The 12,984-nt window shown below is 70.1% G+C and carries 11 protein-coding genes; 4 read left to right on the top strand and 7 right to left on the bottom strand.

The features are described from left to right. Positions 1-283 precede the first annotated feature (283 nt). Both GTY96_RS15345 and GTY96_RS15350 read left to right on the top strand, forming a co-directional pair. Entirely contained in the window at positions 284-2,773 is a 2,490-nt protein-coding gene (locus GTY96_RS15345) for an efflux RND transporter permease subunit (RefSeq protein WP_161665123.1), read from the top strand. A gap of 147 nt (positions 2,774-2,920) precedes the next feature. Next, the gene (locus GTY96_RS15350; RefSeq protein ID WP_161665124.1) at positions 2,921-3,358 is read left to right on the top strand and encodes a YciI family protein; all 438 of its coding nucleotides are present in this window, start codon (positions 2,921-2,923) and stop codon (positions 3,356-3,358) included. Between the two features lie 15 nt (positions 3,359-3,373). On the opposite strand, the gene GTY96_RS15355 is transcribed toward GTY96_RS15350, so the two are convergent. The 6 genes from GTY96_RS15355 to GTY96_RS15380 form a co-directional block, all read right to left on the bottom strand. Continuing rightward, the gene (locus GTY96_RS15355; RefSeq protein WP_161665125.1) at positions 3,374-3,955 is read right to left on the bottom strand and encodes a protein-tyrosine phosphatase family protein; all 582 of its coding nucleotides are present in this window, start codon (positions 3,953-3,955) and stop codon (positions 3,374-3,376) included. Positions 3,956-3,974: 19 nt separating this feature from the next. Then, the gene (locus GTY96_RS15360) at positions 3,975-4,967 is read right to left on the bottom strand and encodes a hypothetical protein (RefSeq protein WP_161665126.1); all 993 of its coding nucleotides are present in this window, start codon (positions 4,965-4,967) and stop codon (positions 3,975-3,977) included. Beyond that, a complete protein-coding gene (locus tag GTY96_RS15365) occupies positions 4,957-6,201 on the bottom strand; it encodes a GtrA family protein (protein WP_161665127.1) in 1,245 nt (414 codons plus the stop codon). The genes GTY96_RS15360 and GTY96_RS15365 overlap by 11 nt, the downstream gene beginning before the upstream one ends. Then, positions 6,194-7,129, bottom strand: coding sequence for a phosphatase PAP2 family protein (locus GTY96_RS15370; RefSeq protein ID WP_143903780.1), 936 nt, complete (start codon positions 7,127-7,129; stop codon positions 6,194-6,196). The genes GTY96_RS15365 and GTY96_RS15370 overlap by 8 nt, the downstream gene beginning before the upstream one ends. Further along, a complete protein-coding gene (locus tag GTY96_RS15375; RefSeq protein WP_143903782.1) occupies positions 7,107-8,441 on the bottom strand; it encodes an inositol-3-phosphate synthase in 1,335 nt (444 codons plus the stop codon). Before GTY96_RS15375 ends, GTY96_RS15370 begins: the two co-directional genes overlap by 23 nt. A gap of 409 nt (positions 8,442-8,850) precedes the next feature. Further along, a complete protein-coding gene (locus GTY96_RS15380) occupies positions 8,851-9,369 on the bottom strand; it encodes a pyridoxamine 5'-phosphate oxidase family protein (RefSeq protein ID WP_143903784.1) in 519 nt (172 codons plus the stop codon). A 164-nt stretch (positions 9,370-9,533) separates the two neighbouring features. On the opposite strand from GTY96_RS15380, the gene GTY96_RS15385 reads away from it, so the two are divergent. Continuing rightward, positions 9,534-10,034: a P-loop NTPase family protein gene (locus GTY96_RS15385; protein WP_143903786.1), complete on the top strand. Its 501-nt coding sequence runs from the start codon at positions 9,534-9,536 to the stop codon at positions 10,032-10,034. A 4-nt stretch (positions 10,035-10,038) separates the two neighbouring features. Here GTY96_RS15385 and GTY96_RS15390 read toward each other — a convergent pair whose 3' ends face one another. After that, positions 10,039-10,917 (bottom strand): aldo/keto reductase, encoded by an 879-nt coding sequence (locus GTY96_RS15390; RefSeq protein ID WP_328700890.1) that lies wholly within the window; start codon positions 10,915-10,917, stop codon positions 10,039-10,041. 240 nt (positions 10,918-11,157) lie between these two features. On the opposite strand from GTY96_RS15390, the gene GTY96_RS15395 reads away from it, so the two are divergent. Continuing rightward, positions 11,158-12,954, top strand: a complete 1,797-nt coding sequence (locus tag GTY96_RS15395) for an LA_2272 family surface repeat-containing protein (protein WP_201756098.1) — start codon at positions 11,158-11,160, stop codon at positions 12,952-12,954. Positions 12,955-12,984 lie beyond the last annotated feature (30 nt).

The raw sequence follows: 12,984 nt of genomic DNA on the forward strand, positions 1-12,984 counted from the left end.
ACGACGGCGCGAGAGCACGGCCTGGCCGCCCGTCCGGTGCCTCCCGCGCTGGGGCAAAATGCCTCAAGCCCTTGCGACAGGTGGATCCCCTGGCGTGCCGCACGCCGGGGCGACATACATGGGCATTTGTCCCATTCCCGGGCCGGGCATGCAGCCGGCGGAGGCCCTGGGCCGATGCCTGGACGCACGGAGGCTCGGGGCATATACGCGTGGGCGGCCCGGTTCGACCGGGCTCAAGGTTGCCTCGCCAGGTCAGGCGGGCTTTCAGCAGGAAGTCACATCCATGAGCGAGATGCGGTGGTCCGGACGGTTCGAGGCGGCGATGGGCTCCCTGGCGGCCCGAAGCCACCAGCGGCCCTGGGTGGCGTTGTTCGTGACGCTGGTCCTCACGGGCCTGGGAACGTTCTTCGCGCGCGACCTGCGGCTCAACGCGGACCTGGCGAACCTGTTGCCCAAGTCGTTCCAGTCCGTGCAGGACCTGGAGAAGCTGCGCACGCGCTTCGGCGGCATGGGCAACGTGGTGGTGGCGGGCATCGGCGCGGAGCCGGAGCAGCTCAAGCAGTTCGTGGATGACATGTCGCCGAAGCTGGCGTCGCTGTCGGAGATCCGCTTCGTCAACGCCCAGCGGCCCAGCCAGTTCTTCGAGGAGCACGGCCTCTACTACGTGGACCTGCCGGACCTGAAGACCATCCAGGACCGCATCGACGCGCGGTTCGCGTGGGAGAAGGAGCAGGCCAACCCGCTCTTCGTGCGGCTGGAGGAGTCGCCCCCGCCGTCGTTGGACTTCAGCGACATCGAGAAGAAGTACACCGGCGGCGCGAACATGCGGCTCGCGGGCCAGGGCGGCCTCTACTACCTGGATCCGCAGGAGCGCATGGTGGTGATGCTGCTCAAGGCGAAGGGGTCGTCCGCGGACCTGGGCTACTCCAAGAAGGTGATTTCGCAGGTGGAGGACTACCTGGCGAAGCAGGACCTGTCGAAGTACGGCCCCGGCTTCCACACCGCCATCACCGGCACGTTCAAGAAGAAGATCGACCAGCAGGACGTCATCACCGGCGACCTGGCGCAGGCGTCCACGCTGGCCGCCGTGCTGCTGCTGGCCTACCTCATCTTCCACTTCCGCAGCGCGCTGTCGGTGGGCCTGACCATGGCGCCGGTGTTCGCCGGCCTGGCGTGGACCTACGGCTTCGTGGGCATCGCGTACGGGCAGGTGAACCTGCTCACGGGCTTCCTGGCCGCGGTGCTCGGCGGCCTGGGCGTGGAGCACGGCATCCATCTATTGGGGCGCTGGGGCACGCTGCGCTCGGAGGGGATGACCTCGGAGGAGGCGGTGCGGGAGACGTTCCGGCACACGGGCTTCTCCGCGCTCATCTCCGCGCTGGTGGCGGCGCTCACGTTCCTGAGCCTGTCGTGGTCGGAGTTCAGGGCGTTCCACGAGTTCGGCGTCATCGCGGCGGTGGGCATGATGGTGAGCGTGGCGTCGTACCTGCTCATCCTGCCGGCGCTCCTGGGGCTGGTGTCGCGCTGGGGCTGGGTGCCGCGCGAGCACCAGGGGCAGAACGGGCCCATGGCGCTGCTGGCGCGCTTCCTGCCCCGCCGCTACCGCGCGGTGGCGGTGGGCATTGGCGTGGCGCTGGTGGGGCTCATCAGCCAAGCGTACCGCGTGACGTTCAACTACGACTCCACGAAGCTGGATGACGTGTCGCTGCCGAGCGTGCGGCTGGACCGGCGCATCGACCACATCCTGGGCTATTCGGCGACGCCGGTGGTGGTGTTGACGGACACGGAGGGGATGGAGCGCGAGGTGGTGAACCAGCTCCTGGCGCGCAAGCAGCAGTACGGCAAGGACTCCACCATCGACTTCGTGGGCGCGCTGGAGGACCTGGTGCCCCGGCAGCAGGAGGAGAAGCACGCGCTGCTCCAGTCCATCCACCAGAAGCTGGCGCGCATCGACCCGGAGCGGGTGGGCAAGGACCAGCGGGACAACCTGGTGCGCGCGGTGAGGATGACCGCGGCCAGTCCCTTCACGCGGGAGGACCTGCCGGTGGGGCTGCGCCGCCAGTTCGAGCCGGCGGCGGGCCAGAAGGGCGGCGTGGTGCTGGTCTACGCGAACGTGAGCCTGTCGGACGGCCTGGGCACGCGGCGCTTCACGAAGGAGGTGCGCAACCTCCAGATGCCGGACGGCAGCCAGGTGTCCGCGGCCGGTGAGGCGCTCATCCTGGCGGACATCCTGGACATGGTGTCGTCGGAGGGGCCGCGCATCCTGGCCGCCGCGGTCATCAGCGTGTTCCTGGCGATGTGGCTGACGCTGGGCAGCCTGCGCAACGCGGTCATCTGCATGCTGCCCACGCTCTTGTCCGTCGCGGCGCTGGTGGGCCTGATGGCCATCATGGGGTTGCAGTTCAACTACCTGAACATCGTGGTGCTGCCGGTGCTGGTGGGCACCACCGTGGACGCGGGCGTGCACCTGGTCGAGCGGTTGGGAGAGCCCGGAGCGGACTTCGTCACGGTCTACGCGGAGACGGGGCGCGCCATCTCGGGCGGCCTGCTCACCAGCGCCATCGGCTTCCTGGCGCTGGTGTTCGCCAAGCACCCGGGCCTGAACTCCATTGGCGACCTGGCGAACCTGGGCTTCGCGGTGAACATGGTCATCGTGCTGGTGGGCTTCCCGTCGCTGCTGCTGCTGGTGGACCGCTGGCGCAACAAGCACGGCGCCACGCCGCCGCCCGCGACGGAGGACGGCGAGGCGCCGCACCCCGCTCCGGAGGCGTGAGGCGGACAGGGGTGTGAAGGGCTGGGCCCCGGTGGAAGCCGGGGCCTTATTTTTTTCTGGGGGCCGTGTCGATCCCGTCAGGGGTCGGTCGTCGCCTCGATGAAGCCCTCCACTGGCGCCGACGGCGCCCGAGCGAAAGGACCCGACATGAAGGTCATGGTGATCGTGAAGGCCACGAAGACGAGCGAAGCGGGCGTCATGCCGAGCGAGAAGCTGCTCACCGACATGGGCCGCTTCAACGAGGAGCTGGTCAAGGCGGGCATCATGCTCGAGGGGGACGGCCTGCAGCCGAGCGCGAAGGGCAAGCGCATCCGGTTCTCGGGGGACCAGCGCACCGTCGTCGACGGGCCGTTCGCGGAGACGAAGGAGCTCATCGCGGGCTTCTGGGTGTGGCAGGTCCGGTCCATGGACGAGGCCGTCGAGTGGGCGCGCCGCTGCCCGCATCCGATGCCCGGCGAGGAGGGCGAACTGGAGATCCGTCCCTTCTACGAGATGGCCGACTTCGGAAAGGAGTTCACCCCCGAGCTGCGCGCGCAGGAGGAGCGCATCCGCCTGGAGATGGAGCGGAGGCAGCCCAAGGCGTAGGGGCCGGGTGGGGCTTCAGGCCGCCTGCTCGGGCACGCCCGTCCAGGCGGCCACGAAGTCCGCCAGTCCCCGCAGCTGCCGGTCGTTCAGCGTCGCCTGCCAGCGCGCGTGGCGCACCGCCCGGTACGCCTCCGGCGCGTCCCAGCCGCGCGCCACCATCACCGCGAGCCCCATCAGCGGCCCCCGGCCCACGCCGTGCTCGCAGTGCGCGTACAGCACGCCGCCCGCGTCCAGCCGGGGCAGCGCCCACCGCACGCCCCGCGACAGCTGCTCCACGGACGGCGGATAGCGGTCCGTCACCGGCAGGCTCAGCAGCTCGATGCCCAGCGCCGCCAGGGCCTCGCGGTCGTCGCGGCGCTCCGCGCGCAGGTCGATGACGCAGGTGATGCCCTGGGCCTTCAGCTCGCCGTAGCGCGCGCGGGGCACGCTGCCGCCCACGTGCAGCCAGCCATTCACCTGGGACACGTTGAGGGCGCGCTTGCCGGGGAGCTTGGTGGTCCACTCCACCCCGCGCGCCACCACCCGCAACACCTGCTTGCGCACGAACCCCCGGACGCCGGGGACATGATGCACGGACCGAAGCAGCGACTCGCTCACGGGGACCCTTCGCCTCCTGCTACTCGCCTTCCAGCGTCACTTCCATCAACCCGTCCACCGGCGCCTTGCCTGGACGCTCCATCACGCCTCGCAGCAGGTACGTCACCGGTGAGCCCACCACCGGCCGCACCAGCCCGCCCAGCATGCCCAGCGACTCCACCGGCGCGCTGCGCTGCAGGAGCGTGGTGCCGCGGAGCGTGAGCGCCGGCTTGCCGTCGCGGTCGGTGAGCTCCGCCCGCCAGGTGCTCTTCTCCTTCTCTCCGGTCCGCGTGAGCGTGAAGGACTCCAGCAGCAGCGCGGGCCCCTTGTCCTCCCAGACGTAGACGGGGGCATAGCCGCCGTCCTGCCCCTCGCGCCCCAGCACCACCGCGTTCTGCGGGCCCTTGAGCGCCCGGAAGCGCACCCAGCGCCGGGCGACCTTCGCGGGCGCCACCGTGCTGCGCGAGTGGTCCACGTACCCGCCGCCCGTCAGCGTCACCGCCTCCGTCTTGGGCACCTGGAGCGTCACCTTCACGGGGCTCGCGCCCAGCAGCACCTCGTGTCGGTAGCGGTCCTTGCCCTGCTCCACCACGGAGCCCTCTGGCGACCACGGCGAGGGCTTGCGCGCGTACTCCAGCTTCACCCGGCCGTTGTCCAGCAGCACCTCCACCGACAGGCCCTCGTCCGTCGCCCGGGCCGTGCATGCGCCCAGGGTGAGGGTGTCGGTGGCCGGCGCGTAGCTCCAGTCCTTCGCGCCCATGCGCGACTGGGGCGCCCAGGTGGGCTTGCCCGGCCGCAGCACCGTGGCGCGGCAGATGCCCGTGCGCGACCCCGGGCCGATGTTCGTCACCGACAGGGTCACCGTCACGTAGGTGCCGTCGTCCGCGTCCGCGACGAACGTGAAGCTCTCCCCGTACCGGTCGCTGGCGTCGAACGACAACCCCAGCACGCCGCCCGCCGCTACCCCCGGCAGCGTCAGCAGGGCCCCCAGGAGGAGGGCCCCCAAGCAGCGGGCACGCGCTTCACGCCGCATGGGGCCGCTGCTCCATGAGCGCTTCCGACGAGCCGTCGTTGAACACGTAGTCGCGCTGCAGGGGCAGGTTCCACGCGAAGTACACGACGCCGCGCACCACCCACCAGCCCAGCGTGTACGCCAGCTGCGGGTGCAGCGTGAGCAGCGCCACGCCGCCCGCGTTGAGCAGCGCGCTCGTCGCGCTCACCAGGGTGTAGCGCGCCAGCTGCGGCGCCACGGCGCCGTGGCTCCGGAAGGTGATGAGCCGGTTGATGGAGTAGTTCACCACGCCGCCCAGCACGCAGCCCACCACCGTGGCCAGCACCGGCGACAGCCTCGCCCACTCCACCATGCCCAGCACCGCCACGAAGTCCACCGTGGTGGCGATGGCGCCCGCCGCCGCGTTGAAGCCGAACAGCGCCATGCCCGAGCGCGGCTGCGACGGCTTCTTCGGCGTCAGCGCCGCCACCAGCGTGCGGAAGCGCGACACCGCCGTGACGTTGCTCAGGATGGCCACGAACACGAGCCCCGCCACCGCCAGCCAGTGCATGGGGTGCTTCTGCTCCGGCCAGAACAGCGCCTCCAGGATGGGCGACAGCGCCGTGCCCACGCCCAGGAACAGCACCCGCTCCAGCCGCTGCATCGCGCCGTCGCGCACGCTCACGCCCAGGCCCTCTCCCTTGGCGCGCACGTACGGCACCAGCGAGGAGCCCAGCAGCGCCCCCAGCGCGGGCAGCAGCACCCAGGTGTCCCGGTAGTACCAGGCCAGGCCCATCAACATCGCGGAGTCCACGTAGCGGTCCAGCACGGAGTCCAGCGCCGCGCCCGCGGGGTTGGCCTCCTTGCGGGTGCGCGCCACCCGGCCGTCCATCACGTCCAGCACGCCCGCCAGCAGGAACAGCCAGCCGCCCAGCGCGAAGCGGCCCGCCGCCACCGCCACGCCCGAGGACACCCCGAGCAGGCCGGACAGCATGGACAGCGCGTTGGCCGGCAGCCCCGAGCGCAGCAGCACCCGCCACAGCGGCTGGATGACCCAGAAGAAGTAGTGGCGCAGGAAGAAGCCCACCAGCACCGACTTGCCGCGCGTCAGCGTCTCCGCGTCCCGCGGGATGCCCTTGATGGCGCAGCGGATGCAAAAGAGCACCAGCCCCACCAGGAAGTAGGCGACCGCGAAGAGCGCGGGCGCCAGCGCGGTCCAGATGCGCGCCGAGGGGGACAGGTCTCCACTCAGCCAGGCCAGGACGTTGTCATGCACGGGTGTTTCCTCCAGACGGCAGGGACACGGACGCCACTCCCGGCGCTTCCTGGTCCCGTCGAGCGAATACGGCCCTCACCGCGACGAACGCCACCACGGCCGCGGTGACACCCGCGAGCACGTCGAGCACGTAGTGGTGCGTGAGGTACACAGCGGAAAAGGCGACGAGCAGCGCGAACAAGCTGGTGCCCACCCGCCAGGCGGGCCCCTTGTGCCAGAGGACCAGCACCATCATCAGCGGATAGGCCGCGTGCAGCGACGGCATGGCCCCGAAGACGTTGGGGTTGCGGCCGTAGAAGTTGGCGAAGTAGTGGATGCCGAAGAAGGCGTCGAAGCGCGCGGTGCCCGCGGGGCTGGGGAGCGCCGCCAGGTCCGCCACTCCCGGCCCGTACTTCAGCACGTACCAGGGCGGGGCCGCCGGATAGAGGACGTAGATGACCACGCCCATGGCGTTCACCAGGAAGAACGCCCAGCAGAGCTTCTCGAAGCGCGGGTCCTTGATGAAGAAGAACCAGAGGACGACGAGGAAGACCTCGTAGATGTAGGCCGCGTAGGCGAAGCCACACAGCAGGTCCAGCGCGGTGTGGGGGTGGAGCGACCACCACTCCGGCCAGTTCATGCCGCCCGGGGCGGGGAACAGGGCCTTCTCCAGGTTCCACAGGTCGCCGGTGTGGATGGCGCCGCGCACCCCCAGCCACAGCGACTGGCTGTCGAGGATCATCCCGGTGAGCCACAGCGGGAACGCACCGCGGAGGAACCGCCGCGGGCCGGGGCCGGCCCACGCCAGCACCACCAGCAGCAGGTCCGCCGCGATGTGCTCCCACCGGACCCGGCCAGTGGCGACCACCAGCGCGAGGTGGCCCGTCGCCATGACGGTGACGAGCCACTTGAACGCGGAGGGGTTCTTAGCGGGCGAGCGGGAGGTCATCCCCGTAGTAGTCCAGCCCCAGGTGGGTGATGGGCTCTTCGCCCGCGACGACGCGCAGCGTGTTCTTCAGCTTGGTCAGCTGGATGAACAGGTCGTGCTCCACCGGCAGGCCCGGGTGGGCCATGGGGCTCTTGAAGTAGAAGGACATCCACTCCTGGATGCCCCGCCACTCCAGCCGCTTCGCCAGGTCCAGGAACAGCGCGATGTCCAGGACCAGCGGCGCCGCCAGGATGGAGTCGCGGCAGAGGAAGTTGACCTTGATCTGCATCGGGTAGCCCAGCCACCCGGTGATGTCGATGTTGTCCCAACCCTCCTTCGCGTCGCCGCGGGGCGGGTAGTAGTGGATGGACACCTTGTGCGAGTACTTGTTGTACAGCTCCGGGTACAGGTCCGGCTGGAGGATGGTGTCGAGCACGCTCGACTTGGTGACCTCCTTGGCCTTGAAGGCCTGGGGATCATCCAGCACCTCGCCGTCGCGGTTGCCCAGGATGTTGGTGGAGAACCACCCCTCCAGGCCCAGCATGCGCGCCTTGAGCGCCGGCGCGATGACGGTCTTCATCATCGTCTGGCCGCTCTTGAGGTCGCGGCCCGCGACCGGCATGCCCTCCTGCTTCGCCAGCTCCTGCAGCGCCGGCGTGTCCACGCTGGCGTTCGGCGTCGCGTTGGCGAACGGCACGCCTTCCTTGATGGCCGCGTAGGTGTACAGCGCCGTCGGGTTCACGTCCGGGCTGTTGGCGTCCAGCGCCTTCTCGAAGTTGGCCAGCGACTGGAAGGCCTCCGGCAGCGGGCGGAAGGTCTCCACGCTGGAGCACACCACCATCACGGCGCGCTTCGCGTTGAGCTCCTTCTTGAAGTCGCGGATGTCCTGGCGGATGGCCTCGATGCTCTCGCGGTGCGTCTTCGTGGCCTTGATGTGGTTGGCCGCGATGCGCCGCACGAACTCCGGATCATGCACGCCCTGCTTCGGCTTGATGCCCTGCAGGAAGGGCTTCACCTGCTCCAGGTGCTTGTCATTCAGCACGCCGGAGCGCTGGGCCACCTGATAGGCGTCCTCGCTGATGATGTCCCAGGCGCCGAAGACGACGTCCTCCAGGGTGGCCAACGGAACCAGCTCGTTGAGCTTGACGGTGCGACCGTCGGTGCGCTTGCCCAGACGGGCCGTGCCCATCTGCGTGAGCGAGCCAATGGGGGCGCCCTTGCCCTGCCGCGCCAGCTCCACACCCGCCATCAGCGTGGTGGACACAGCGCCCAGGCCCGGGATGAGCACCGCCAGCTTGCCCTCGGGCTTCGCGACCTTCTTCTTGTTCTCCATCGTCCTGATTCCTTCAAAAGGCGGGAAATCGCTCCGCCCCAATGAGCGTCTCCGAGTCCGCCCCATCCGGCGCCGGCAACGCTGCCGGACGGAAGGTGGAAAATCTCGAAAGCGGATGGTTGATACTCTAAACCGTTCGTCACTTCAACGTGATGTGCAGGCGGTCTGCGCTCGTACCACGGCGCCGGTCGGGTGCATGACCCGGGCCGGGCTCCGGCTACAAGCCAGGACGAACGGCGCTGTCAGAGAAACAGCAACTGCGGGACAAAAGTCTCGCCCGCCTCGGCGCGCTCCCTCGAAAGGGTGCTGGGTGGGTCGGGGTGCCACAAGTCCGAGGCTGTCTTGCTTTAGCACACACCCTGACACGCACGTCAGCATTTTAAGAAAGAGCGAAACGCCGGGTTGCTGATCAATGGCGGCGGGGGTCGCCCCGGTCGAGCTTCTGGTTGTCACCCGGGTGGTAGCGCGCTCCGGTGAGGACGGCCTTCACGAAGCCGACCAGCTGGACCGCCTTGCTGTTGGGTGTGTCCCAGTACTCGGCCTTCTCGACGGTGACGCGCAGGAGGGCGAGGTTCGGATCATCCAGCCCTTGCGGGAACCAGGCCTTGAGGGTGGGGCTCCACAGCTCCCTGGCCTTGGCCTTGTCGCGGATCAGCTGGCAGCGTCCGCTGATGGACACATACCGGTTCCGGGCGGGGTCTGAGTAGGCGAGCCCGACGTGGTGGTCGTTCTCCAACTCGTCCACTTTGTGGGTGTGGTCGTTGGTGAAGAACCACAGCTCGCCGTCGAAGTCCTGTTCATGGGTCCACATGGGGCGGCTGCGCAGGCTGCCGTCCGTGTCCATGGTGGTCATCATCGCGACCTGGATGCCGTGGATGAGCTTGCCCAGGTGCCGCACCACGTCCTGGGGATTCTTCGTCGTCGTCATGGGCTCGCCTCCTTGGGACTTGAAGCTAGGCAGCGGGGGGACAGGGGACATCGTCGGAACTGACGGGTCGGCGCCAGGGCAGGCAGGCGTGTGATAGGGGGCGTGCCGGGTCCGCTCCCTTGCTCCGTGTCTGGAACGAGGCGTGACGGCCGGGAGTGACACGGATGCTGAAGACCGCGTGGAACGAGTGGAGCCTGAAGGCGCTGCAGCTGGAGACGGCGCTCCTGGCGTTGGAGGAGATCGAGCTGCCGGACGCGATGCACGCGCTCCAGGACGCAGCCCAGCAGAAGCTGCTGGAGCTGGCGCGGGCGTGGCATGAGACGCGACCGGCGAAGGAGCCGCGCCAGTGGAAGCGCGAGGAGGCGGCGGGTGGCACCCCTCGCGACGAGGAGCTGGCCGACCTGGTGAAGGGCTTCCGCGAGGACGGCAAGACGTGGACGCTCTACCGGCTCACCAGCGACAAGAAGGAAGTGGTGGAGACGGTGGTGTCGGAGGGGCGCGCGTGCATGGCCGCGGGCGGGGAGTACTACCTGGGCCAGTGGGACGCGGAGGAGAGCGTGCTGGAGGTGGGGCGCGACGACGAGGCGGGGGAGCCCGGCACCGGGCTGGTGCTGGAGACGGGCGGAGAGCTTCGGTACACGCCCTCGCCCGACCTGGGGGGCTGACGGCTCACGCCTGGAGCAGCTTCACCATCCTCGCCCGGGTCTTCTCGTCCGGGAGGCGCCCCAGGCCCGCCTTCACGTTGTCCTCCAGGTGGGCGGGGTCGGACGTGGCGGGGAGGGGGCAGTTCACGGCGGGGTGGCCCAGGATGAACTTGAGGAAGAACTGGGCCCAGCTGGTGCAGTCGAACTCCGCGGCCCAGTCCGGCAGGGGGCGGCCCTTCATCTTGCGGAAGAGGTTGCCCTGGTCGAAGGGCTCCATCACCAGCACGGCGACGCCGTGCTCCTTCGCGGCGGGCAGCAGGCGCGCTTCGGCGTCGCGCATCGCGAGCGAGTAGGGCAGCTGCACGAAGTCCAGGGCGCTGCTCCGGATGTGGCGCTCCAGGTCGTCGAAGGCGCTGCGCGCGTAGTGGGTGACGCCGATGTAGCGGAGCTTCTTCGCGGCCTTCAGCTCGCGCAGCGCGGGGAGGTGGACGTCCACGTCGACCAGGTTGTGCACCTGCATCAGGTCCATGCGGCCGTGGCCCATCTTCTGGAGGGAGGCCTGCATCTGGGCGGCGCCCTCCGCCTTGCCGCGCGTCCAGACCTTGGTGGCGAGGAAGGGCGTCTTGTCCTGGCCGGACTGCCTCAGGAGCTCGCCCACGACGGCTTCGGAGCGGCCGTACATGGGAGACGAGTCGATGAGGCGCGCGCCCGAGGCGAAGAACGCCTGGAGGACCTGGGCCAGGGGCGCGCGCTCGTTCGCGGCGCCGCTGACGTCGAAGGTCTGCCAGGTGCCGAGGCCGATGACGGGGAGCGCTTCGCCGGACTTGGGGATGGGGCGGGTGAGCATGCGGGGACCGGGGGTGGGGGGCGTCTGGGCGAGCGCGGAGAGGGCGAGCCCCGCCACCAGGACCTCTCGGCGGGACGGGCCCTCCGGGCGTGAGGGATGGGGCGGAGGAGCGGAGCGCACGGGGCAAGCGTAGCGGTCGGAGGCGCTGGATGCCGGGCTTCCTGGGGGGAGGCGGGCAGGTGACAGTTCCGCGAAGCGCCGGTGTTCCCTTCGCCGCGAGGGGCGGTGACGCCCCGGCATGACGGCGAGGCGCCGATTGGCGGCCCCCAATCCCATTCATGCAGGAAGGTCCAGGCGATGAAGCGCAAGGTCGCGGTGTGTGTCGGGGTGATGGTCGCGGTGGCTGCGGGAACGGCCGGAGCCGAGGTGCCCGTGGTGACTGCCGCCCCAGCCGGGACCGCGGTCACGGCGCGGACCGAAGTGGCTCCTGTGAAGGCGGGAGCGTCGCCGGAGGTGGTGGGCGCCTCGGAGCAGCGCGCGGCTCCCGTGAAGGCGGAAGCGTCGCAGGCGGTAGGTGGCGCCACGGATCCTCGTGCGGCGCCCGTGAAGGGTGCGGCCCCCGCGAAGGCAGGAGCGTCGCCGGAGGTGGTGGGCGCCTCGGAGCAGCGCGCGGCTCCCGTGAAGGCGGAAGCGTCGCAGGCGGTGGGCGGTGCCACGGATCCTCGCGTGGCTCCCGTGAAGACAGGAGCGTCGCAGGATCCGCACGCCGCGCCCGCGTCGTCGGAAGAGGCGGGTGTCCTGGACTCACGCCCTGCTTCCGCGCAAGCGGCGACGCCCCCGGACGCGAATGGATCCGTGGCTCGGACCGTCGCGGCTCCGGCCAGCGCGTTGTCGCCGGCGCCCCTCGTGGAGGCCACGACGGGCGGTGAGCCGGCGCGCGCCACGGAAACCGCCGTGGCCCAGCAGCGCTCGGAGACGGAGGAGATCCACGTCCCCGCGGTCCTGATGGTGATGCCGCACCTCAGCACGGCCGGCGCGGCCACGGAGCGGGTGGTGACGACGTTCGCGCTGGGCATGCTCGCGACGCATGCGAAGCGGGTGGACGGCCTGGCGATGGCGCTGGGGGCGAACTGGGTGGGCGCGGAGTTGTCCGGCGCGCAGCTCGCGCTCGGGGTCAACGTGGCGCGGGGCGCCGCGTCGGGCGGACAGTTCGCCGTGGGCGCCAACATCGCTACGGGCGATATGGATGGCATCCAGTCCTCGGTCGGCCTCAACGTGGCGCGGGGCGCGGCGCGGGCGGGCCAGTTCGCCGTGGGCGGCAACGTGGTGGGCGGCGCGCTGACGGGTGGGCAGTTCTCGGTGGGCGCGAACATCGCGGGCTCGGGTGGTGTCGGCGGCCAGTTCACGGTGGGCGCGAACATCGCGACCGAGTCACTGAGGGGCATGCAGGCGGCGGTGGGGCTCAACGTGGCCTCGTCGCTCACGGGCCTCCAGGCGTCCTCGGGCCTCAACTACGCGCGCCAACTGGACGGCGCGCAGTTGTCGCTGCTCAACGTGGGCGGGGATGTGTCCGGCGCGCAGGTGGGGCTCGTCAACATCGCGGGGAAGGTGGCCGGGCTCCAGCTCGGGTTGATCAACGTGGCCCGTGAGTCCGAGGGCGAGGCCCTGGGCCTCTTGAGCTTCATCGGCAACGGCCAGGCGAACGTGCAGCTGTGGGCCAGCGACATCGCGTACACCAACGTGGCGGTGAAGTTCGGGGGCCGGCACTTCCACACGCTGCTGACGGTGGGCTTCAACCCGGGCACCGACACGCACCGCCGCCGCTACGTGGGGGGCGCGGGCTTTGGCGCGCACATCCCCGCGGGCCCGGTGTTCTTCGACCTGGACGTGATGGGCAGCGCCGTCCATGCCGACAACCTCTTTCGCGAGGGCGACGGCCTGAACGTGCTCGGTCAGCTGCGGCTGGTGGCGGGCTGGCAGGTGGCGAAGCGGTTCGCGCTCATCGGAGGTGTCACCGGCAACACGCTGGTCACCTGGGACAATGGCGACCGGTGGGAGGAGTTGGGTATCGGTCCGCAATGGCGCAGCGTCTCCGATGGGGGCCGCACCACCGTGCGCGTGTGGCCGGGCGTGCTGCTGGGCGTGCAGCTCTAACGCGGCATCCGATTCGAATCGCGGGAGGGA

It is taken from the genome of Corallococcus silvisoli (assembly GCF_009909145.1).
Taxonomy (GTDB): domain Bacteria; phylum Myxococcota; class Myxococcia; order Myxococcales; family Myxococcaceae; genus Corallococcus; species Corallococcus silvisoli.